The sequence below is a fragment of the Lichenibacterium minor genome, from assembly GCF_004137685.1.
Lineage (GTDB): Bacteria > Pseudomonadota > Alphaproteobacteria > Rhizobiales > Beijerinckiaceae > Lichenihabitans > Lichenihabitans minor.
In genome coordinates this window covers 365,201-387,352 of sequence record NZ_QYBB01000002.1, presented here as the reverse complement: position 1 = coordinate 387,352, position 22,152 = coordinate 365,201, and the positions used below count along the sequence as shown (strand labels likewise).

Annotated in this window: 18 protein-coding genes; 12 read left to right on the top strand and 6 right to left on the bottom strand. The window is 71.9% G+C overall.

Annotated elements, in window-relative coordinates:
- The first annotated feature begins 205 nt into the window (after positions 1-205).
- From D3273_RS03915 to D3273_RS03905, 3 genes are read left to right on the top strand one after another with little or no spacing between them, the layout of a single operon-like run.
- Positions 206-1,180, top strand: a complete 975-nt coding sequence (locus D3273_RS03915; RefSeq protein ID WP_129223677.1) for a GDP-L-fucose synthase family protein — start codon at positions 206-208, stop codon at positions 1,178-1,180.
- Positions 1,177-2,382 carry a glycosyltransferase gene (locus tag D3273_RS03910; RefSeq protein WP_129223675.1) on the top strand — a complete coding sequence of 402 codons (1,206 nt, stop codon included), beginning with the start codon at positions 1,177-1,179 and terminating at the stop codon, positions 2,380-2,382. The genes D3273_RS03915 and D3273_RS03910 overlap by 4 nt, the downstream gene beginning before the upstream one ends.
- Positions 2,372-3,178 carry a WecB/TagA/CpsF family glycosyltransferase gene (locus D3273_RS03905; RefSeq protein ID WP_129223673.1) on the top strand — a complete coding sequence of 269 codons (807 nt, stop codon included), beginning with the start codon at positions 2,372-2,374 and terminating at the stop codon, positions 3,176-3,178. The genes D3273_RS03910 and D3273_RS03905 overlap by 11 nt, the downstream gene beginning before the upstream one ends.
- Positions 3,179-3,302: 124 nt before the next feature.
- Here the strand turns inward: D3273_RS03905 and D3273_RS03900 are convergent, their stop codons facing one another.
- Positions 3,303-5,309 (bottom strand): right-handed parallel beta-helix repeat-containing protein, encoded by a 2,007-nt coding sequence (locus D3273_RS03900; protein WP_129223671.1) that lies wholly within the window; start codon positions 5,307-5,309, stop codon positions 3,303-3,305.
- Positions 5,310-5,416: 107 nt separating this feature from the next.
- A complete protein-coding gene (locus tag D3273_RS03895) occupies positions 5,417-6,784 on the bottom strand; it encodes a lipopolysaccharide biosynthesis protein (RefSeq protein WP_129223669.1) in 1,368 nt (455 codons plus the stop codon).
- A gap of 309 nt (positions 6,785-7,093) precedes the next feature.
- Between D3273_RS03895 and D3273_RS03890 the strand changes: the two genes are divergently transcribed.
- Positions 7,094-7,999 carry a hypothetical protein gene (locus D3273_RS03890; protein ID WP_129223667.1) on the top strand — a complete coding sequence of 302 codons (906 nt, stop codon included), beginning with the start codon at positions 7,094-7,096 and terminating at the stop codon, positions 7,997-7,999.
- 69 nt (positions 8,000-8,068) lie between these two features.
- On the opposite strand, the gene D3273_RS03885 is transcribed toward D3273_RS03890, so the two are convergent.
- The 4 genes from D3273_RS03885 to D3273_RS03870 all read right to left on the bottom strand — a co-directional run bounded on the left by D3273_RS03885 (position 8,069) and on the right by D3273_RS03870 (position 12,677).
- A complete protein-coding gene (locus tag D3273_RS03885) occupies positions 8,069-9,196 on the bottom strand; it encodes a glycosyltransferase family 4 protein (protein WP_245500968.1) in 1,128 nt (375 codons plus the stop codon).
- On the bottom strand, positions 9,189-9,968 hold the full coding sequence (locus D3273_RS03880) for a polysaccharide deacetylase family protein (protein WP_129223663.1): 780 nt from the start codon (positions 9,966-9,968) through the stop codon (positions 9,189-9,191). Before D3273_RS03880 ends, D3273_RS03885 begins: the two co-directional genes overlap by 8 nt.
- Before the next feature lie 179 nt (positions 9,969-10,147).
- Positions 10,148-11,452, bottom strand: a complete 1,305-nt coding sequence (locus D3273_RS03875; RefSeq protein WP_129223661.1) for an O-antigen ligase family protein — start codon at positions 11,450-11,452, stop codon at positions 10,148-10,150.
- A gap of 199 nt (positions 11,453-11,651) precedes the next feature.
- The gene (locus D3273_RS03870) at positions 11,652-12,677 is read right to left on the bottom strand and encodes a LacI family DNA-binding transcriptional regulator (RefSeq protein WP_165359368.1); all 1,026 of its coding nucleotides are present in this window, start codon (positions 12,675-12,677) and stop codon (positions 11,652-11,654) included.
- Positions 12,678-12,858: 181 nt separating this feature from the next.
- On the opposite strand from D3273_RS03870, the gene D3273_RS03865 reads away from it, so the two are divergent.
- The 8 genes from D3273_RS03865 to D3273_RS03830 all read left to right on the top strand — a co-directional run bounded on the left by D3273_RS03865 (position 12,859) and on the right by D3273_RS03830 (position 22,071).
- The gene (locus tag D3273_RS03865; RefSeq protein ID WP_129223657.1) at positions 12,859-13,701 is read left to right on the top strand and encodes a sugar phosphate isomerase/epimerase family protein; all 843 of its coding nucleotides are present in this window, start codon (positions 12,859-12,861) and stop codon (positions 13,699-13,701) included.
- A 26-nt stretch (positions 13,702-13,727) separates the two neighbouring features.
- Positions 13,728-14,846, top strand: a complete 1,119-nt coding sequence (locus D3273_RS03860) for a substrate-binding domain-containing protein (protein WP_129223655.1) — start codon at positions 13,728-13,730, stop codon at positions 14,844-14,846.
- Between the two features lie 70 nt (positions 14,847-14,916).
- Positions 14,917-16,479, top strand: coding sequence for a sugar ABC transporter ATP-binding protein (locus D3273_RS03855; RefSeq protein ID WP_129223653.1), 1,563 nt, complete (start codon positions 14,917-14,919; stop codon positions 16,477-16,479).
- Positions 16,476-17,444, top strand: a complete 969-nt coding sequence (locus D3273_RS03850) for an ABC transporter permease (protein ID WP_129223651.1) — start codon at positions 16,476-16,478, stop codon at positions 17,442-17,444. The genes D3273_RS03855 and D3273_RS03850 overlap by 4 nt, the downstream gene beginning before the upstream one ends.
- A gap of 39 nt (positions 17,445-17,483) precedes the next feature.
- Entirely contained in the window at positions 17,484-18,143 is a 660-nt protein-coding gene (locus D3273_RS03845; RefSeq protein ID WP_129223649.1) for a gluconate 2-dehydrogenase subunit 3 family protein, read from the top strand.
- A complete protein-coding gene (locus D3273_RS03840) occupies positions 18,133-19,767 on the top strand; it encodes a GMC family oxidoreductase (RefSeq protein WP_129223647.1) in 1,635 nt (544 codons plus the stop codon). The genes D3273_RS03845 and D3273_RS03840 overlap by 11 nt, the downstream gene beginning before the upstream one ends.
- A complete protein-coding gene (locus tag D3273_RS03835; protein WP_129223645.1) occupies positions 19,764-20,828 on the top strand; it encodes a sugar phosphate isomerase/epimerase family protein in 1,065 nt (354 codons plus the stop codon). Before D3273_RS03840 ends, D3273_RS03835 begins: the two co-directional genes overlap by 4 nt.
- Before the next feature lie 19 nt (positions 20,829-20,847).
- Complete coding sequence (locus D3273_RS03830) at positions 20,848-22,071, top strand: Gfo/Idh/MocA family protein (protein WP_129223643.1); 1,224 nt, start codon at positions 20,848-20,850, stop codon at positions 22,069-22,071.
- The last annotated feature ends 81 nt before the right edge of the window (positions 22,072-22,152 follow it).

Genomic DNA, 22,152 nt, shown 5'->3' with positions numbered 1-22,152 from the left:
GCCGTTGGCGCAGCGAGCCGTTCTCCATGACGATCGGCTCGCATACAAGTTGTATTAGCTTTGATTCCGGTCCTGCATTGCTTGGATCGACGAGTGATAGCACAGTCCTCGACATGGGCCGGTCTCCGAGATGTCGACCGAAGCGGCCGGCATCAAAGTCCTCTTCACCACCTTTGAAACGGCTCCGGCTTCGGCGAGGAACATCATGCAGGTCGCACCCACGCGGACGAGCCAGGATGCTTCGGGCTTCGCGGGAAAACGCGTCTTCATCGCCGGTCACCGCGGCATGGCAGGCAGCGCCATCGCGCGGCTGCTCGCGCGCGAGGACTGCGACGTGCTGACGATGTCGCGGTCCGAGCTCGACCTGCGCGATCAGGCCGCGACCCGGGCCTTCATGGCCGCGGCTCGGCCCGACATGGTGTTCCTGTGCGCCGGAACGGTGGGCGGCATCCTGGCCAACGACAGATACCCGGCGGACTTCATCTACGACAACATCGCGATCGCCACCAACGTCATCCATGCGGCCCACCTGTCGGGTGTGACGAAGCTGCTCTATCTCGGCTCGTCCTGCATCTATCCCAAGCACGCCGCGCAGCCGATGTCGGAAGACCTACTTCTGACAGGGCCGCTGGAGCCGACGAACGAGTGGTATGCCGTCGCCAAGATCGCCGGCATCAAGATGTGCGACGCTTATCGCCGCCAGCACGGCAGCGATTTCGTGTCCGTCATGCCCACGAACCTGTTCGGGCCCGGCGACAACTACCACCCCGAGCACGGCCATGTCGCGGCCGCACTGATCCGCCGCTTCCACGAAGCGAAGCGCGACGGGGCGCCGTCGGTGGCCATCTGGGGCACCGGCACGCCGAGGCGCGAGTTCTTGTACGCCGACGACCTCGCGGACGCCTGCCTCTTCGTGATGAGGACTTGGTCGGGCCCGGGCTTCATCAACGTCGGCAGCGGCGAGGATATCGCGATCGGCGACTTCGCCCGGATGGTCGCCGACACCGTCGGGTACCAGGGCGAACTGGTCTTCGACACGTCGCGGCCGGACGGGACCCCGCGCAAGCTCCTCGACGTGTCGCGGCTCGATCGCCTCGGCTGGCGCGCGGCGACGAGCCTGCGGGACGGCCTCCGCTTGGCCTATGCCGATTTCCTCGCTGGCGGCGGCCGAAACCGGTGAGCGGCCCCGACGCCCCTCGCCGGCGGCCGCGCGTCCTCGTCGTCCACAACGGCTATCAGATCCGGGGTGGGGAGGAGGCGGCCGTCGAACGCGACGTAGCCGCCCTCCGCGGCACCGGCATCGCGGTCGAACTCCTGCTGGTACACAACGACGAGATCGAGACGGGGCTCGACCGCCTGCGCGTGGCGCTCGAAGCGCCGCACGCGCCGCGCGGCATCGCGCGCGTGATGGCAGCGGTCGCGCGGTTCCGACCCGACATCGTGCATGTCCACAACACCTTCCCGCTCGTCTCGCCCGGCGTGCACGCGGCCGTGCGGGCCGCCGGGGCCGCCACGGTGCAGACCCTCCACAACTACCGAGTCACCTGCGCCAACGGGATGCTCACCCGCGACGGCCACCCCTGCGAGGATTGCGTCGGGCGATCACCCTACCGCGCCGTGCTGCACGCCTGCTATCGGGGCTCGCGCATCGGCTCCCTCGCCGTCGCGCGCACCATCGACCGGCACCGCCTGCGGGGCACCTGGCACCGCGACGTGGATCGATTCATCGCGCTGACGCCCTTCGCTAAAGGACGGTTCGTGGCGGCCGGCCTGCCGAGCGAGCGCATCGCCGTCAGACCGAACAGCTATCCCGACCCCGGACCGCCGTCCGCCCGGCCCCGCGCCGGGCTCCTCTACGTCGGCCGCCTCGTGGCCGAGAAGGGCCTCGCGGTTCTGGCCGAGGCGGCGCGCGGCCGCGACACGTCCGTGACGGTGATGGGCGAGGGGCCGATGGCGGCGGCGCTGGCCGGCCGGCCGGGCCTCGACCTCGCTGGATCGCGCGACGCGGCCGCGGTCCGCGCCGCCATGGCGGGCGCGGCGGCCGTGGTGGTGCCGTCGCTCTGGTACGAAGGGCTGCCCAATGTGATCGTCGAGGCCTTCGCGGCCGGCACGCCCGTCGTGGCGTCGCGCATCGGCTCGCTGGCCGACGTCGTCGAGGACGGCGAAACCGGGCTCCTGGTCGACCCCGGCGACGCCGGCGCGCTCGCCGCCGCACTTCGACGGATCGAGGCCGCGCCCGACGAGGCCCGGCGCATGGGCGCGAAGGCCCGCGCCGCCTACGAGAGCCGCTGGACCGAGCGCGTCGCCATCGACGCGCTGCTCGCCATCTACGCCGAAGCCTCGGCGTCGCGAAAGACTCGGGAGACGATCCATGGGACATGACGAAAAGGTGGGCCGGTTCAGCCTCGCCGGCGTGCCGGTGTCGGACGTCACCATGGGCAAGCTGATCGAAGCCATCGGCCGGCGCATCGCCATGCCGGCCGGGACCCCCGGGGCCTTCGTGGTGTTCCGGGACGCCCATGGCGTCGTGCGCTCGCAGGACGACGAGCGTCTGCGCCGAGCCCATCACGAGGCCCTCCTGGTTTGCCCCGACGGCCGTCCCCTGGTGTGGGTCGGCCGGATGAAGGGATATCGGAACATCCGGCAGGTGCCCGGCATCGCCTCCATGGAAGCCGTGTGCCGGGCCGGAGCCGACGCCGGCTGGCGCCACTACTTCCTCGGCGGCGGCCCCGGTGTCGCCGAGCGGCTCGCCGCCGCCATGACGGCGAGGGTGCCGGGCCTCCAGGTCGCGGGGCACGAGACTCCGCCGTTCCGCGCGCTCGACGAGGCGGAAACGGCGGCGATGCGGGCCCGCATCACGGCGTCCGGCGCCCAGATCCTGTGGGTCGGCCTCGGCACGCCCAAGCAGGAGCTGTTCATGGCCGAACACGCCCCCCACCTTCCGGGCACGGTGGCGATGGGGGTGGGGGCGGCGTTCGACGTCAACATCGGCACCATCCCGCGCTCGCCCCGCCTGCTCCAGGTTGCCGGCCTCGAATGGGCGTATCGTCTCGCCCGCGAGCCGAAGCGCCTTTACGGCCGATACCGCACCGTCGTGCCCCGCTTCGCGATGCTCGCCGCGGCGGAACTCGGCACCGACCTTCGCGGCACCCGCGGCCCGGAACGGGGCGGGATCTGACACCGGCGACCGCCACGGGTCGACCGCCGGTAACGCCGACGCATTTCCGGCGGGTCACCGATCCGTCAGGAGCCGGCCGTCGGCCTGACGGCGGGCATTGCTTCGACGGGCGTCGGCATGGCGCTCACCGCCTCGGGCCGACGGCATCGAGATGGAAGGCGGGGGCGCCGGACGCGTCCACCAGCCCGTCGAGGTCGGAGGGCCGCCGCGCCGTGGCGGCAATCGCGGCAAGGTCGCCCCCCGGGCGCTGCGCCATGCCGGCCGGGCCGCGGTTGCCCAGGATGGCCTGCAGCTCGGCCCGGCCGCCGTCGCGGAACGACAGCCCTCCGCCTTCCACGAACAGATTGTCGACGAGCCGGTTGCGCTTGGCGACCGCGGGTTCGTCGAACAGGATGTCGGCGAGGCCGGGATAGCGCCTGCGCCAAAGCGCCGATGTCACCGGCATGGCCGCGTAGGCGGCCCTCAACTGGGATTCAGGGTCGCGGACCGAGTCGACGGCCCAGGTTTGGCCCCGCGAGTCGAGGTGGATCGACGGCGCGCAGCTCACGAAGGCATTGCCCTCGACCAGGTTGTCGCGGCCACCGCCGATGAACACGGCCTGGTCGACGCGCAGGAACAGGTTCCGCCTGACGGTGAAGCCGCTCGTCATGTCGTCGAGATAGACACCCTTCACCTCGTCGCCGGGCGAAGCCTTGATGTCGTGGATGAAATTCTCGGCGACGAGCGTGCCGCGCGCCGTCCAGTCCCGGCCCGCGTAGACCGCCCCCGCATCGGTCCCGCCCGCCAGCACCCGGAAAATCTCGTTGTGGAGGACGCGGTGGTCGTTGCCGTGGATCACGATGGCGGAATCGACGGCGTCGTGCAGCACGTTGTCCGACACGTCGGCGCCGACCCCGCCGATCGACACCGCGGGGCTCTGGGTGAGCCGGAGCCGCGCCCAACGCGCGATCCGGCTGCGGCGCAGGAACAGGCCGCCCGGCGCGAGCGCGGCGCGGTCGCCGCCGTTCAGCACCACGGCGGTGCCGCCGATGTCGGACATGGCGACCCCTTCGACGCCGGCATCCCGCGCGCCCAGGAAGACCGCGCCGTCGCGGCCCGACCAGGCGAGGCGCCCGCCGCTGAGCACGACGTCGGCGCCGCCCTTCACCGTCACGAGATCGCCGCGGCTTTCCTCGAACGCGAGGTCCTCGATCCGGAGGTGGCTGGCTCCCTCCACCGCCAGCAGGTCGTCGACCACCGCGACGTCGAGGGCGGGGTCGGGCCGCCGCGGCCAGGCGAGCAGCAGCCCGTCGGCCTCGTCGCGCCACCATTGGCCGGGCCCGTCGAGCTCGCTCAAGGCGTGCAGGACCCGGAAGCGGCCCCCGGCCTTCAACCCTTCGAACGGCGGGTCGGCGAGGCCGATGAGGCCCTTGTCGGCGTCGCGCCCGGCCACCGGAATGGTTTCGGCGAGCCATCCCCAACGCCAGTACCCCTGCGCCCAAAGGTCGGGCTCCCCGCGCCATCGGCGCACGCGCTCGGGGTCGACCGCGAAGGACGCGACCGCGGGCGCGGGCGCGACGGCGCCGATCGTCGCCCAGCCGTCCTTGGGCCAAGCCGCCGGCACGAGGGCGCCCTCGGGGTCGTAGACCTCGAGCGACAGCGGCTCGGACGGGGAGTTCAGGAGATGGGGCGCCATGATGCGGGCCCGCGACGAGGCCGCCGCCGGCAGGCGATAGGCGAGGACGTGCGCCCGCGCCTCGGGCGGCAGCCGGGCCGCCAGCGCCGGGTCGAGCGGACCGCGCTCGGGCGTCAGGTGGACACTCCCGACGACACGGGTCGCGCCGGGGTCCCGCGCGCGCAGCACCAGCGGCGCGTCGTCCGGCCCCGCCTGTTCGGGCCCGATGTGGATCGGCCGGGTCAGACGCACCGTGCCGGGGCCGAGCGCGATCGTGACCGGGCGGCGCGAGCCCGACGCGCGCAGGTCGGCGACCCGGCCGAGAGCTCGCCCGATCTCGGCCTCGGCCCGCGGGCCGGCCTCGACCCCGATCACCAGCGGAGGCTCCTCCCTGCCCACGGGCGATGCCGCCCGGACGGCGGGGCCCCCCACGGCGAGCAGGGCCGCGAGCGCGAGCGGAGCTGTACGGGCCGCCACGGGCCTCAGGTCGAGCGACGGAAACGCCGATGCATCCCAGTCGCACCCCGCCGCGCGGGCGGCGCGCGTCCGCCCTCGCCAGCGGCCGGGATTTTCGACCGAAGGCTTCATTTCCGCCCCGCCGCGACGGAGCGCGACGTGCCCGGCGGGTAGGCCCAGCGCCCGGAGCGCCGCTCGGTGGCCACGTTGCACGCCAAGTAGGCCAGCGAGGCCATGTGGCCGCACAGGATCAGCAGCGCGGCGCCGACGAGCCCCCAACGGGTCAGGAGCGGGTAGGCCAGCGCCAACGACACGGCGAGGCTGAACGCGAAGGCGCCGAAGATCACCCCCGTCCGCTCCATGGCGCGGAACCGATGGGCGATGAGGTCTCGCAGGAGGACGAGCAGCACCGTGCAGGCCAGCACGCGGAGGCAGCCCGCGTAGGGGTCGTAGGCCGTGCCGAACACCAGGCGGAGGAGGAGCGGCGCTCCCGCCGCCATGGCCAGGGTGACGCCGGCGATCGGGAGGCCGATCGCCACGGCGACCGAGCCGAGGTAGCGGTGCAGTCCGCGCTCGCCGCCGCCCGTCAGCGCGCGCGCGGCTGCGACCGGGATGACGTTCTCGGTGGACGACAGGAACAGCAGCACGAGGCCGACGAGGTATTGGGACGCCCGGAGGCCGCCCATCGAGGCGTCACCCAGCATCACACCGGCGATGATCCACACGGCCTGCTCCTGCCCGAAGGTGAGGACCACGACGGGCAGCAGCCAACGGGACAGGGGACCGTGCCGCCGCGTCACAGTGCCGAGGTGGAGCCCCCGCTTGGCGAAGCGCAGGTAAGGCCGGAGCGCGGGAAGGCTCGTCACAGCGGCGGTAGCGGCGAGGATCCACAACAGCTCCTCCACCGTCGTGGTGCCCCGGCCGTAGCGCCAAGCCGCCGCCGTCACGACGAAGAGGCCGGCGCGGCCCAGGTCCATCCGCAGGGCGGCGGCCCCGGCCGTGCGGGCGAAGAGCAGGCGGCGGAGCGTGAACTGCATGTTCTGCGCCGCCGCCACGCAGCCGGCGGCGGCGATGAACTCGGGCGGCGCCGCGTCGCCCCTGGCGGCGAACAACCCGCCGATGAAAGCCGCGACCAGCATCCCCCCGCCGACCGATAACAGGGCGGCATAGACCAGCAGGGAGGCGAAATACGACCGCGACTGGCCCTGGCGGCGCCCCACGATGGTCATCATCGGGGCGGTGATCAGGGCATTGTGGACGCTCTGGGCCAGGGTCACGGCGATCATCACGAGCGCGAACCGGCCGAAGCTGCCGATGTCGACGGTCCGAGCGACGATGATGCCGGTCAGGAAGTTGAAGCCGCTGACCGCGGCTTGGTCCAACGTCGAGAACAGAGCGTTTCCCGCCTGGCCGGACAGGCGCGCCCGCAGGCCAGCGATATCCCTTGCGGCGCTCAGGGCTTCCACCAATCGCCGCGCTAGCGCCGCACCGTGCATCAGCCCGCTCCCATGAGACCACCCACTGCGAAAAACCGATGGACCTCGCGCCGTTGCATCTCGCAACCGCGTCCGTCGAGGTCGATGGCTGGCGAGTGCCCGTCGTCGGCGGCCGTGTGTAGTGAGCCTGATACGGACTTCCTAAATAGCCCAACACGCGGATTCGATGCCCGCGCAGTCGCGGCAAGCTTAATGGCGCGTTGCCGGCACCGCGGCCTGCGCCCCGCCCCGCACGGATGCCCGGCATCGACAAGGCATCCGAGATGCGGCAGGACGTGGTCCCGCGACCACCCGTTCCGGGACCTCACGATGCCGTCGGCCACCTCCCAGCCCCCCACCGCGTCGCGATGCCGCCCGATCGCCGAGGCGGACCTTCCCGCCGCCGTCGACCTGCTGGTGAAGGGCTTCGCCGACCGCACGGCGGACTATTGGCGGGCGGGTCTCGCGCGCATGGCCGAGCGCCCGGAGCTGCCGGGCTGCCCGCGCTACGGCATCGTGCTGGAAAACGAAGGGCGCCTGGTCGGGATCCTTCTCACGCTCTGGGACGACGGCGCGCGCCACGGCGGGGGGCTGCGCTGCAACCTGTCGAGCTGGTACGTCGAGCCCGAGTTCCGCGCGCAGGCGCCCCTGCTCGACCGCGTCGCGCAGCGGCGGAGTGGGGTCACCTACCTCAACGTGAGCCCCGCCCCCCACACGATCGCGATCCAGGAGGCGCGAGGTTTCACGGCCTTCTGTTCCGGGCAGATGTTCGTCGTGCCGGCGCTCTGCCGCGTCAAGCCGGGGGTGCGCGGGCGCATCGCGGGCGCGGGCGATCCGCTCGACGACCTCGCGGAGGCGGACCGCCGCCTCGTCCGAGACCACCTCGGCTACGGATGCCTCTGCGCCGTCGTCGACGACGGCCGCGGCGCCCAGCCCCTGATCTTCCTCCGGCGCCGCATCGGCCCGGCACGGCGGGCGATCGGGCCCGGCCCGGTGCCGTGCCTGCAGCTCGTCTATTGTCGGGACGTGGCGACCCTGCCGCGCCTGCTCGGCGCCGTCGGGACCCGATTGCTGGTCAGGAGCGGCATTCCCTGGCTGGTGGTGGACGCGACGGCGCCCCTGCCCGGCCTCGTGGGACGGTTCTTCGCCGGGCGCGCGCCGAAATATGCCCGGGGACCGTCCCCGGCCAGGCTCGGCGACCTCGCCTATACCGAACTGGTGATGTTCGGGGCCTGAGAGCCTGTGGACGGCATGGTCCCCGGGTCCGCACGAGCCGAGATGTGACGCGGTCGGTATGGCCGCCGGTCACGCGTCCGCGGCGGGCCGGCTCAGGATCGGCGCCAAGGCGTCCCGATAGGCCGAAACCGCGCTGTCGACCGAGAAGTCGGACAGGCTTCGGTAGCCCGCCCCTCGGAGCGCATCCCGCCGCGGCCGGTCGTCCAGGAGCGACAGCACGGCGTCCGCCCACAGGTCGGCGTCGAGGTCGATCACGGGACCGCAACCGCGCGCCGCCAGGAGTTCCCGCGCCACGCCGGAATGCGGGGACGCGATCGGCACGGCCCCGCATTGCAGCGCTTCCTGGACCACGATGCCCCAAACGTCGGCGCGGGTGGGGAAGAGGAACAGCGCGGCGGACGCGTAGACGGCTTCGAGATCGCCCTGCTGCAGGAAGCCGTCGAAGCGCGCCGCCACGCCGGCCTCGGCGAAGCGCCGCTCCATCTCGGCCCGCATCGGCCCGTCGCCCGTCACCCTCACCCGGAGCGGCCTGCCCCGCGCCTGGCAGGCCAGAACGATGTCGATGAAGACGTCGACCCCCTTGCGGTGGTCCAGCACGCCGCAGAAGAGGACGTCGTAGGGCCGGTCGCCTCCGGTGGGCGGGATGGCCGGCGACCAGGCCGGGAACAGGGGCGCCAAGCGGAAGGTGCCGGTGCGGAGGCCGTAGGCGGCGAGCAGCTCGGCGCTGCCCCGGCTGGGCCCCAGGCCGAAGGCGGCACCCGCCACCACCGCGCGGCGCAGCGCGCGGTGAGCGGGGGAACGGCGGCCGGGATCCGTCTCGGGCACCCCATCGGTGCGGACGCCGTGGGGAATGCGGAGCCCGCGCGCCGCCAGCGCGGCCACCGCCATCGTCGGGGAAAAGTCGTTGAGCACCACGGCCGCGGGGCGCATCCGCGCCAGGAGAAGGGCCACGCCGGGGTTGACGTAATGATTGTCGACCGTGCTCCGATGCCAGCGCAGGCCCGGCAGCACCGCGTGACGGTAGTTGTTCGGGGGCGGGATGTCCCAGTGTCGGGCGGTTTCCCGCCCGCTGCAGGCCAGGACGTGGAGCGGGCGGTCGATGGCGCCGGCGAGGCGCTCGTAGAGGAGATGGGTGTAGGGCGCCAGGGCCCCGGTGACGACGACGAGAGGTCGCCGATGCGGCTGGGCGTCAATCACGCCGCCAGCCTCCCACCCGCGCATGCACCTCGTGCAGCGCCCAATCGGGCTCCACCACGTGTCGCGGCATCCCGAACAGGTCGGACGGGCCGACCGCGCGCCCGCGCCGGGTGGTGTAGAAGGTTTCGTAGCCGCATGCCCGCGCCAGGCCCGGATCGCGATCGGGGCTGAAGTCGGCAGCGGCGACCCCCCAGGGGCAGGCGAAGTGGCGCACAGGCCCGCCCGTCAGCCGGCCGAGCGCGTCGCGGGAGCGCTCGAACTCGGACCGCGCTTCGGCCTCGCTCAGTCGCGAGAAGCGGGGGTGCGACGCCGAATGCGACCCGACGTCCATGCCGGCCGCCGCCCAAATGCCGACGTCCCGGGGAGTCATGTAGCCGTCGCGCCGGTCGGCCGAGGCGGGCGGGGCGTCGAGCCAATCGCTGACCAGGAACTGGATGGCCGGGATCCCGTGGGCGCGCAGCACCGGCAGGGCGACGTCGACGCTGTCGGCATAGCCGTCGTCGAAGCTGACCAGGAAAGCCCGGTCCCGCCCCGTCCAACCGCTGCGGACGGCGTCGGCGGCCTCGTCGGCGGCGACGAAGCGGCCGAAGCGCCGGAAGAAGGCGAGCTGGGCGTCGAACCGGTCCTGGCGGGCGGCCGGGATCCGGTGATACAGGAGCGTGTAAAGGCCGGGCCCGGCGCGATCGAGCGATCTCACGAGGCTGACGGCGCGCAGGACCGCCCCCCTGATCGCGGGCCTGTCGAGGATCAGGGATTTCAGGGCACTGGCCATGGCGGTCCGAGGCGAATCTGTGCGACGGACCCCGCGCCGCGCTTCGGCCCATTCTTCCTGCAGAATGTTAACACCGCATCATTACGGCATCGCGTGAGACTTGTTCTGCCACATATCGATGACGCATGGGCACGGTCCCGCGCGCCGTTCACCCGTGGTGGTTCCTGCGTCGTGCCGCTCTATAGGCGATCGACGGGAGGTCCCCGCATCGCCTGCACGTGTCGCCAGCGCGGCATGTCCCGCGGGCGGCGAGGCACCGCGATCGACACGACGTAGGCGAGGCTGAGCAGGTCGTTGGCGGCGAACAGGTTCGTCGAGATGGCCTGCACGGCGGCCACCAGGAACAGGACGAAGGCCGCCCTGGCGTCCACCGGCGAACGGATCGGGGGCAGCAGCAGTGGGACGAAGTACAGCCCGAAAATCGCGACAGCGCCGAGAAAACCGATGTTGATGATGGCTGACAGCAGGACATTGTGCGAGTGGCTGTGGATTGTAACGTCGACGATGCCGATCGAGGCCATGTCGCGCTTGTAGTCCTCGTTGAACTTCTGGACATAGACGCGCTCGCCGACGCCGTAGCCGAGCCCGAGGGCGAACCTGCCGGGGTCGGCGGAGATCTGCTGGATCAGGTTGCCCCAGAGTTCGGCGCGGCCCGTGAGGTTGGTGATCGACTTGGCGTCGCGGCCCATGAGTTGGCCGACGCCTTCGACGGCACCGACCGCGGCCGGGTAGGCCGCCATCGCGAATACGACGAGGCCGGCCCCGAGCAGCGCGCGGGCGCGCAGGAAAACAGCGTGGCGTTTCAGAATCGCGCCCTCCAAGGCCAACCAGGCGAGAACGGCGAGGGACGCCAGCACCGAGGTGAGCGATTGGAACAGCACGAGGCCCAGCACCGCCGTGCCGAGCCCGCGGCGGGGGCCCAGCCCGCGCGTGGCGAGCGTGAGGGCGAAGAGGGCCGCGCAGACGATGCTGTAGGAATTCGATTTTAGCTGGTCGAAGACGCTCGCGTCCCGGGCATGCACCAGGGCGACGCAGACCTGCAGCCCGATGAGAAAGCGGCACAGCGTCAGAAGAGCCTCCTGAAGCGTCGGCATGAAGGCGTCGCGCCGGGCCGCCGCGATATTGGCGCCCCAGACGAGGGCGACCGACACGTAGGAGAAGCATTCGGCCGCCCGGATCAGGCTGAGCCCGGGGTTGAGCGACGTCAGGATCGAGATCCCGATCGTGGCGAAATAGATCGCTACGGCGCCGATGGCGGAGGGCGGAAGGCCCCGGCTCGCCTGGACGATCCGTCGCCACCGGGCGCCTTGCGCCAGGAAGCAGAGGCCGATCACGCCGATCTCGACCGTTTGGCGGGGGCCGATGGTGACCTCGACGCTTTGACCGTCAACCGGGCGGAACAGGTCCGACTTCACGATCTCCAGCAACAGGATCAGGGTCAGAGTCGACGGAGCATGGCGCAGTGACGGCAGGATCGGTCGCACCAGCTTGCCTTTCGCGATCCGCTCGATTGTACGGGACGGAGGATGGACGAGCTCGATGAACGTCGGTTTAAGGCCGTCACCCCATCCGGCGTCGGCCCGCCCCGCTCAACGATGCCGGGCGAAGGCCGGCCGCGGAGGCGGACGTCATCCGAGCGATGACCGGCGTCGCCCGGCGCGATCGGCCCGTCCCCGCCGCCGCCTACCCGCGGCTCGGTGGACCGGCACTGGCGCGGACCACCCGCTGAAAGGGCAGGATCCGCACCCGCTCGGCCGACGTCCGGCCCTCGATGCGCGCCGTGACGGTGTCGACGGCAGCCCGTCCCATGGCGAAGCGGGGCTGGCGGACGGTGGTGAGCGCCGGCGACACCACCGCCGCGAAGTCGATGTCGTCGAAGCCCACCACCGACATCCCGCCCGGCACCGACACGCCCGCGGCCGCGAAGGCGTGGATGGCCCCGATCGCCATCTCGTCGTTGGCGGCGAAGACCGCGGTGGGGCGCTGCGGCCAAGACAGGATGGCCGCCGCCGCGGCCTGGCCGGAGTCGATCGACCAGTCGCCCTCGGCCACGCCCACCACGTCGCAGCCGCGCTCTCGCGCGCCCTCGGCGAAGCCCTGCGCCCGCAACGCCGTCAGGCCGTTGCCCGGCGGGCCGGCGATGTGGGCGAGCCGCCGGTGGCCGAGGTCGGCGAGGAAATGCGCGACCTCGCGCCCCGCGGCCCGGTTGTCGATGCCGACGAAGGGGATCGAGGGGTCGTCGACGCGCTCGCTCAGCGCCACCACCGGAGCCCGCAGGAGGCGAGCCCGCGCGGGCGAGTTCGGCGCGAAGGGCAACCTGCCGTCGATCAGGATCATCCCGTCGACCGTGCCGGCATCGAGCTGCCCGGCGTAGGCGTCGGCCAGCGTCGCGTCCGAGCCGGTGTCGCCGATCAGCAACACGCGCCCGCCCTCGCGCGCGCCCTCCTCGATGCCCTTCAGCACGAGCGAGAAGAACGGGTTGCCGATGTCGGGCAGCAGCACCAGCAGCATGCCGGCCGACCGCTTCCGCAGCGAGCGTGCGCTGAGGTTCACCGTGTAGTGCAGCTCGGCGCTGGCGTCGGCGATGCGCCGCAGCGTGGCGGGCGAAAGCTTGTCGGGATCCGAAAAAGCTCTGCTGACCGTGGTGAGCGCCACGCCGGCACGTTCGGCGACGTCGCGCATCGTGGCCGGACCTTTCTTCTCCCGCATGCCGTCCCTCCCTGGTGGCCGCATCCTAGCGCGCGTCGTGATGCGAAACGAGAAAAGATGGAATCGGTTTCATTTAGTCGTTGACGCCTGATGAAACCGGTTTCATAAGGCGATCACGGCAACCGGACAGAAGTCCGGACGAAAAAAACCGCAACCCACGCGGCCTCGGGGAGGACACGCCATGGCGCGTTGGAAGCTCGCCTATCACGCCAATTGTTGGGGGCCTCTCGGCGGAGACGCCGTCGGGGTGACGTCGATCTCCCGCCTCGGCTACCGGACCTTCGGCGACATGGACCGCGCGGCGCGCGACATCGCCGAGGCCGGCTACGATGGCATCGAGCTGTTCGACGGCAACGTGCTCGACGGCGAGGCCGACGGCTTCGCGAGCCTGCGGCGGACCCTGGGGGACACCGGGCTGTCGCTCGTCGCCGTCTACAGCGGCGCCAACTTCGTCTTCCCCGACGTGCTCCCCGAAGAGTTGCACCGCATCGCCCGCGCCGCCGACGCGGCCCGGGCGCTGGGCGCCGAACACCTCGTGGTGGGCGGTGGCGCCCGACGCTTCGACGGCACCCGCGACGCCGACTACGATGCCCTGGCGGCCGGCCTCGACCGCGTGGTCGAGATCGCCCGGGCGCGGGGCCTCGCCGCCCATTACCACCCGCACCTGTCGACGATCGTCGAGACGCCCGAGGAGGCGCGCCGGATCTTCGCCCGCACCGGCATCGGCTTCTGCCCCGACACGGCGCATCTCGCCGCCGCCGGCGGCGACCCCGCCGCCATGGTGCGCGAGCACGCCGACCGCATCTCCTACGTCCACCTCAAGGGATGGCGGCGCGAGCCCTTCGCCTTCACGCCGGTGGGGACCGGCGATTGCGACAATGCCGCGGTGATCCGGGCGCTCGGCGACATCGGCTACGCCGGCTGGATCTGCAACGAGCTCGATGCCTGGCCCGACCCGGCGGACGGCGCCCGGCAAAGCCGGGCCTTCGTCGAACGCGAGATGGCGGCGCTCCGAAGCCGCTGAACCAACGTCACATCGGGAGGAAACGCATGCGCCTTCACCGGCTTCTCGCCACCACCGCGCTCGGGCTCGGGCTGGCCTTCTCGGCGTCCGGCTCGGCCCGGGCCGCCGACGCGGCCGCGGCTCTCAAGGCCGTCGGCGATCACGTGATGAGCCTCGGGCCCAACGGCGAGAAGCCGGAGCCGGCCTCGGCGGTCTCGCTCACCGACGGCGAACTCGCCACGATCAAGGGCAAGCACGCCAAGGCCGCCATCGTGATGCACTACGCCGGCAACGACTGGTCTCAGGCGCAGATCCAGGGCCTCAAGGCCGAGTTCGGCAAGATGGGCGTCGACGTGATCGCCGTCACCGACGCGGGCTTCAAGCCCGACAAGCAGGTCAGCGACATCGAGACCGTGCTGGCGCAGAAGCCCGACATCATCGTGTCGATCCCGAGCGATCCCACCGCCACCGCCACCGAATACAAGGCGGCCGCCGCAGCCGGCGTGAAGCTCGTCTTCATGGACAACGTGCCGAAGGGCATGACGGCCGGGGTGGACTACGTCAGCGTCGTGTCGGCCGACAACTACGGCAACGGCGTCGCTTCCGCGCTGCTGCTCGGCCAGGCGATGGGCGGCAAGGGCGATGTCGGCCTCGTCTACCACGCGGCCGACTTCTTCGTGACGAAGCAGCGCTACGACGCCGTGAAGAAGACCCTCGCCGACTATTTCCCCGACATCCACGTCGTCGCCGAGCAGGGCATCGGCGGGCCCGATTTCGCGGGCGACGCCGAGAAGGCCGCCGGCGCCATGCTGGTGAGCCATCGCTCCATCAAGGGCATCTGGGCGGTGTGGGACGTGCCGGCGGAAGGCGTGGTCGCGGCGGCCTCGACCAACGGCCGCGACGACCTGATCGTCACCAACTGCGACCTCGGCGAGAACGTCGCCATCGCCATGGCGTCGGACGGGGTGATCAAGGGCCTGTCGGCCCAGCGCCCCTACGACCAGGGCGTCACGGAAGCGATGCTGGCCGGCTACGGGCTGCTGGGCAAGGCGGCGCCCGCCTACGTGGCGCTGCCGGCCCTGCCGGTGACCAAGGCCAACCTCGCCGAGGCCTGGAGCCAGGTCTACCACCAGCCCGTCACGGCGAAGATCAAGAAGAGCATGTGAGGCGGCGCCGGCCCTTCTCCTCCTGCGGGAGAAGGGCCGGCCGGTCGTGTCCCCAGCCCGAGGTGTCCCGATGACCGCGACAGCCTTCCCCGATGCCGTCCGCATGACCGACGTGTCGAAGCACTTCGGCGGCGTGCGCGCCCTCGATGGCGTCAGCCTCGACGTGCGGCCCGGCGAGGTCCACGCGCTGCTCGGCGAGAACGGCGCCGGCAAGTCCACAATCCTGAAGATCCTGCGCGGCGTTCAGCCGCCGACGTCGGGCACCGTCGCGATCGGCGGGACGCCGCTCACGACCTTCACGGCCGAGGCCGCGCGCGCCGCGGGCGTTTCCATGGCGTTTCAGGAGATGAGCCTGGTGCCGACGCTCACCGTCGCCCAGAACGTCTTCCTCGACCGCGAGATCAAGCGCGGCGCCCTGATCGACGACCGGGCCGCCATCGCCGAAAGCCGCAGGCTGTTCGCCGCCATGGGGGTCGCCATCGACCCGACCCGGCGCGTCGCCGACATCCCCGCCGGCCACCGCCAGCTCACCGAGATCGTCAAGGCGACGTCCCAGCCCTGCAAGGTGCTGGTGCTCGACGAGCCGACGACGGCGCTCTCCGCCAACGAGGTCGAGCGCTTGTTCGACTACGTGCGCCAGCTCCGCTCGCGGGGCGTCGCGGTGGTCTACGTGTCGCATCGCATGGACGAGATCTTCCGCATCGCCGACCGCGCCACCGTGCTGCGCGACGGCAAGCACGTCGTCACGGCGCCGCTCGCCGACTTCACGCTCGACAGCATGATCGCCGCCATCATCGGCCGTCGCTCGCGCGGCTTCTCCGACGTGGCGCGGGGCACGGCCGCGATCGGCGACGTGCTGCTCGAAGCCAGGGGACTGTCGGGCCAGGTGAAGCCGCGCGACGTCGACATCACGCTGCGCCGCGGCGAGGTCGTCGGCGTGGCGGGGCTGCTGGGCTCCGGGCGGTCGTCGCTGGCGCGGCTGCTCTGCGGCGTGCAGCCGGCGGCCGCGGGCGAGATCCGGGTCAAGGGCGAGCCGGTGTCGATCGCGAGCCCGCGCGACGCGATCCGGGCCGGCATCGCGCTGGTGCCGGAGGACCGCGCCCGCCAAGGCTTCGTGGCCTTCCACTCGGTCGAAAGCAACGTCGCCCTGCCGAACCTCGCCGCGGTGTCGAAGGGCGGCTTCGTCGATCCTCGCCGGGTGGCGGCGCTCGCCGAGGCGGCGATCAAGCGGCTGCGCATCAAGACGGACTCGCGCGGCGCCGCGGTCAGGACGCTGTCGGGCGGCAACGCCCAGAAGGTCGTCATTGCCAAGTGGCTCGCCACCGAGCCCGACGTGCTGATCCTCGACGAGCCCACGGCCGGGATCGACATCGGCTCGAAGTCCGAGATCGTGACGCTGATCCGCGACCTCGCCCGCGACGGCAAGGCCGTCCTGGTCCTGTCGTCCGAACTGCAGGAACTGCTCGCCGCCTGCGACCGGATCCTGGTGATGTCGGACGGGCGGGTGGTGCGCGACATCGCCCGCCACGACCTCGACGACCCCGGGAATCCCGAGTCGGTCGACGCCCTCCAGCACGCCGAACAGAAACTCAACCAAGCCATGCAGGAAGCCCGGGGAGGGCCCGCCCGATGACCGACGCCGCAGCGCTTTCCGCCCGCAAGGCGCCCTCGCCGCTCTCGAACTGGCGCGAGTTCATCATCTACATCGGCTTCGTGGTGATCTTCGCGATCTTCGCCGCGACGTTGGGGAGCCGGGGCTTCCTCGATCCCAACAACCTCCTCAACATCGTGCGGCAGACCGCCATCATCGCGGTCGTCTCGGTCGCCATGACGTTCGTGCTGGGCACGGCCGAGATCGACCTGTCGGTGGGCGCCGTCGCGGGGCTCGCCTCGGTCGCCACCGCCATGGGCATGGATCACCTCGGCATCGCTGGCGGCATCCTGTGCGGCCTCGGCACCGGCGTGGCGGTGGGCGCGGTCAACGGCTGGCTCACCACCGGCATCGGCATCCCGTCCTTCCTGACGACGCTCGCCATGATGGGCATCGCGCGCGGCGTCGCCATGTGGATCAGCGCCACGGCGGCGATCCCGATCCTCGACAAGCCCTATGCGGCGGTGTTCGGCGGCGGCAACCTCGGCCCCGTGCCGAGCCTTCTCCTGTGGATGGTCGCCGTCGGCGCGGTCGGCCACGTGGTGCTGCGGCGGACCACCTTCGGGCGGCGCGTGCTGGCGACGGGCGGCAACGAAACCTCGGCGCGCTATTCGGGCGTCGACACGGCTGCGATCAAGTTCAAGGTGCTGATGCTGTCGTCGGTCGCGGCGGCGCTGGCCGGCATGCTCTACGCGGGCCGCCTCCACTCGGGCCGCTTCCAGTTCGGCGAAGGCGACGAGCTGTCGGTCATCGCCGCGGCGGTGCTGGGCGGCACCAGCCTGTTCGGCGGCGCCGGCACGGTGGTGGGCTCGATCATGGGCGCGCTGCTGATCGGCCTCATCAACAACGGCCTCGTGCTGATGGGGCTGGAGTTCTCCCAACAGCTCATCGCGCGCGGCGCCATCATCATCGTGGCGGTGGCGATCAGCCAGACCCGCAAGCGTTGACCCTCGCCCGACCCTTTCCCCCCGCGAGCCGGAGCCCCCATGTCCGACACGTTCTTCGACCCCCACCAGCGCTCCACGATCGAAGCCGCCATGGCGCGCATCATCCCGACGGACGACACGCCCGGCGCCCGCGAGGCCGGCTGCATCGACTTCCTCGAGCGCACCCTGTCGGGCCTCGACTACCTCTTCGCCAAGCCCGACGGCTCCGGCTTCGAGGTGCTGGAAGGCCGCACCGCGCAGGCGTGGCAGACGCGCCTCGACATCATGCGCGCCAAATACGTCGACGGCGTCCGCGACCTCGACGCCCGCGCCGAACGTGTCGGCGCTCGCGACTTCGCGAGCCTCGACCCCGAGCGGCAGGACGAGGTGCTGCGCGCCGTCGAGGGCGACGCGCATGCGGCCCCCACGACGTCGACGGTGTCGACCGGCCTCGCGGGCCCCGTGTCGGCCGAGCCGGCGCTGCAGCAGACCTCGACCGAGACCGAGCTCGACTTCCTGCCGCTGCTCGTCACCCACACCCGGCAGGGCTTCTACGCGGACCCGATCTACGGCGGCAACCGCGGCCGGGTCGGCTGGGACGTGATCGGTTTCCCGGGGCCGGCCTCCATGAAGGAGGTGCACGACGGCACCTACACGACGCTGCGCTATTTCGCCGAGGGCGAGGCCGAGAAGGTCAGGGAGTTCCACGATGGCCTCTAAATCGAAGCCGCAGAAGGCCGACGTCTGCATCATCGGCGCGGGCGCGTCGGGCGCCGCCGCCGCCAAGGTGCTGTGCGAGGCGGGCGTGAAGGTGGTCGCGCTGGAGAAAGGGCCCTGGCGCACGCGGGACAGTTTCGGCGGCGACGAGCTCGCCAACATCAACCGCTACAACCTGTGGCCCGACCCGATCCTCAACCCGCGCACCTGGCGCGAAACGGAGAACGACGCGGCACGCGACGAGATGTTCTGCCCCGTGCCGCAGATGGTGGGCGGCGGCACGGTCCATTGGCAGGGCTGGCTGCCGCGCTTCACCGCCGACGACTTCCGCATGCGCACGGTGGCGGGCGACCTGCCGGGCGCCTCGCTGGCCGACTGGCCCCTCACCTACGACGAGCTCGAACCCTATTACCTCAAGGTCGAATGGGCCTTCGGCGTGTCGGGCGAGGCCGGCGCCAACGCCTTCGAGTCGCGCCGCTCGGGCGGGTACCCGTGCCCGCCGATGCCGGTGTCGCGCTATGCGCAGAAGTTCCGGCAAGGCTGCGACGCGCTCGGCTGGAACTCCTTCCCGACCCCGCAGGCGGCCCTGTCGCGGCCCTTCAACGGGCGGCGCGCCACCGTCGTATCGGCCTTCGCCCAGCAGCACGGCGACCCGACGGGGACGCGCTCCTCGGCGCTGAACGTCTTCGTGCCGGACGCGGTCGCGACCGGCCGCTACGACCTCCGGCCGAACAGCTACGTCCGCGAACTCGCGCTCGACCGGGACGGCCGGATCGGGGCGGCCGTGTACCAGGACGAGGACGGCGACACGTTCGAGCAGGAGGCCGACGTCTTCATCCTCGCCTGCGGCGCCATGGAAACGGCGCGGCTGATGCTGCTGTCGCGCTCGGGGCGCTTCCCGAACGGCCTCGCCAACGATTCCGATCTCGTCGGCCGCAACGTCACCTTCCACGAATATTCGGCGGCGGTGGGGATCTACGACGACCCGGTCTACGCCTGGGCGGGCGGCGGCTACGTCAGCGCCTCGACGTTCCAGCACTACAACCACGACGCGTCGCGCGGTTTCGTGTCGGGCGGGCACATCGCGGTGGCGGGCGTCGGCATCCCGCTGCCCATCAACTGGCGCCTGCCCGGCACGCCGTCCTGGGGTGCCGAGGCCAAGCGCATCGACCGCGAGCATTATTCGCACTCGCTCGCCGTCGCCATGGTGCTGCACGACATGCCCCAGCATTCCAACCGCGTCGACCTCGACGACGAGGTCGTCGACGCCTGGGGCCTGCCGGTGGCCCGCACCACGCTGAAACCCCACGCCAACGACCTCGCGCAGGGGCGCTACCTGATCGACCGCGGGGCCGACATCCTGGACGCGAGCGGCGCGAAATCGGTCACCAAGGTCTACGCCGACCGCGTGACGGGGAACTGCTCGCACCAGCACGGCACGGCGCGGATGGGCGACGACCCGGACACGTCCGTGCTCGACCGATGGTGCCGCGCCCACGCGGTGCCGAACCTGTACTGCGTGGACGGATCGCCCTTCCCCACCGGCACCGGCGCCAACCCGACGCTGACCATCATGGCCAACGCGTGGCGCGTCGCCGACCGCATCGTCGCGGAGCGCGGCCGATGACGACGCCCGCCACCCTCAAGGGCCCCGGCCTGTTCCTGGCCCAGTTCGCCGGCGATGCCGCGCCCTTCGACACGCTCGACGGGATCTGCCGGTGGGCCGCGGGGCTCGGCTACAAGGGCGTGCAGATCCCCACCTGGGACCGCCGCCTGTTCGACCTCGCCCGCGCCGCGGAGTCGCAAACCTACTGCGACGAGGTCGCCGGCACCGCAGCCGCGCACGGGCTCGCCGTGACCGAGCTGTCGACGCACCTGCAGGGCCAGCTCGTGGCCGTGAACCCCGCCTACGACGCGGCCTTCGACGCCTTCGCGCCGGAAGCGGTGCGGGGTCGCCCCGCCGAGCGCCAAGCCTGGGCGGTCGATCAGGTCATGTTGGCGGCGCGCGCGTCGCGCCGGCTCGGGCTCGCCGCGGGCGTGTCCTTCACGGGCGCGCTGCTGTGGCCCTTCGCCTATCCCTGGCCGCAGCGCCCGGCCGGCCTCGTCGAGACGGGCTTCACAGAGCTCGCGCGCCGCTGGCGCCCGATCCTCGACAGCTACGACGAGAACGGCTGCGACCTCGCCTTCGAGCTCCATCCCGGCGAGGACGTGTTCGACGGCGACACGTTCGAGCAGTTCCTCGACGCGGCCGGCGGGCACCGGCGGCTCGCCATCAACTACGACCCGTCGCACTTCCTGCTGCAGGGCCTCGACTACCTCGCCTTCATCGACATCTACCACGAGCGCATCAAGGCGTTCCACGCCAAGGACGCCGAGTTCAACCCGACGGGGCGGCAGGGGTTCTATTCGGGCTTCCGGCCCTGGCTCGAGCGCGCGGCGCGGTTTCGCTCGCTCGGCGACGGGCAGGTGGACTTCGGCGGGATCTTCGCCAAGCTGGCCCAACACGGCTACGGCTCCTGGGCGGTGCTCGAATGGGAATGCTGCCTGAAGCACCCGGAAGACGGCGCGCGAGAAGGCGCGGCCTTCATCGCCGACCACATCATCCGGGTGACGGAGCGCGCCTTCGACGACTTCGCCGGCTCGGCACCCGACGAGGGGCGCAACCGCCGCCTGCTGGGCCTGGGCTGACCGAAGGGGAGACGGGACCATGACAGCCAAGCACGACGGCCGGCGCATCCGGCTCGGCATGGTGGGCGGTGGCGAGGGCGCCTTCATCGGCGCCGTGCACCGCATCGCGGCGCGGCTCGACGACCGCTACGAGCTCGTGGCCGGCGCGCTGTCGTCGACGCCGGACAGGTCCGCCCGCTCGGCCGCGGCGCTCGGCCTCGACCCCTCGCGCGCCTACGCCGACTTCGCCACCATGGCGCGGGAAGAAGCGGCGCTCCCCGACGGCATCGAGGCGGTCAGCATCGTCACGCCCAACCACCTCCACGCCGCCGCCGCCCACGCCTTCCTCGACGCCGGCATCCACGTCGTCTGCGACAAGCCGCTGACGACGACGCTGGAGGAAGCGCGCGCCCTCGCCGCCCACGCCCGACGCTCGAGCCTCGTCTTCGCCCTCACCCACAACTACACGGGCTACCCCATGGTGCGCCAAGCGCGCGACATGGTCCGCGCGGGGAAGCTCGGCACGATCCGGGTCGTTCAGGTCGAATATGCCCAGGACTGGCTCGCCGGCCCCTTCGAGGACACCGGCAACAAGCAGGCGGCCTGGCGCACCGACCCCGCCCAGGCCGGAGCCGGCGGCTGCATCGGCGACATCGGCACCCACGCCTTCAACCTCGCCGCCTTCGTGACCGGCCTCGCCGCCGAAGCGGTCAGCGCGGAGCTGACGACCTTCGTGCCGGGCCGGCGGCTCGACGACGACGTGCGGGCGATGCTGCGCTATGCCGGCGGCGCGCGCGGGGGGCTCTGGGCCAGCCAGGTCGCGGTCGGCGAGGAGAACGAGGTGCGGCTGCGCGTCTACGGCACGGCGGGCGGGCTCGACTGGTGCCAGCGCGACGCGAACAGCCTCAGCTACACCCCCCTCGGCGGCGTCCGCCAGGTCCTCACCCGCAACGGATCCGGGGCCACGGAGGCGAACCGCCGCGCGTCCCGCGTGCCCGCCGGCCACCCCGAAGGCTACCTCGAAGGCTTCGCCAACATCTATTCCGACACCGCCGACGCCATCCTGGCGGCACGGGATGGCCTCGTCGGGCAAGACCGGCTGTTTCCGTCCGTCGACGACGGCGTGGCGGGGCTCGCGTTCATCGAGGCGGCCGTGCGCTCCTCCGGGGCGGGAGGGGCGTGGACGCCGCTGCTTCGAGACGCCGGTCCCGATGGCCCGGACGCCCCGCCACGCTCGAGCGCGACCGGATCGCGGCCCGGCTGACCGGAAGCCCGGCCGCGGAGCGGCTGCCGCGGCTCGCCCGGGATCGTCGACTGCCGACAATGGCCGACGGGCGAGGCTGCG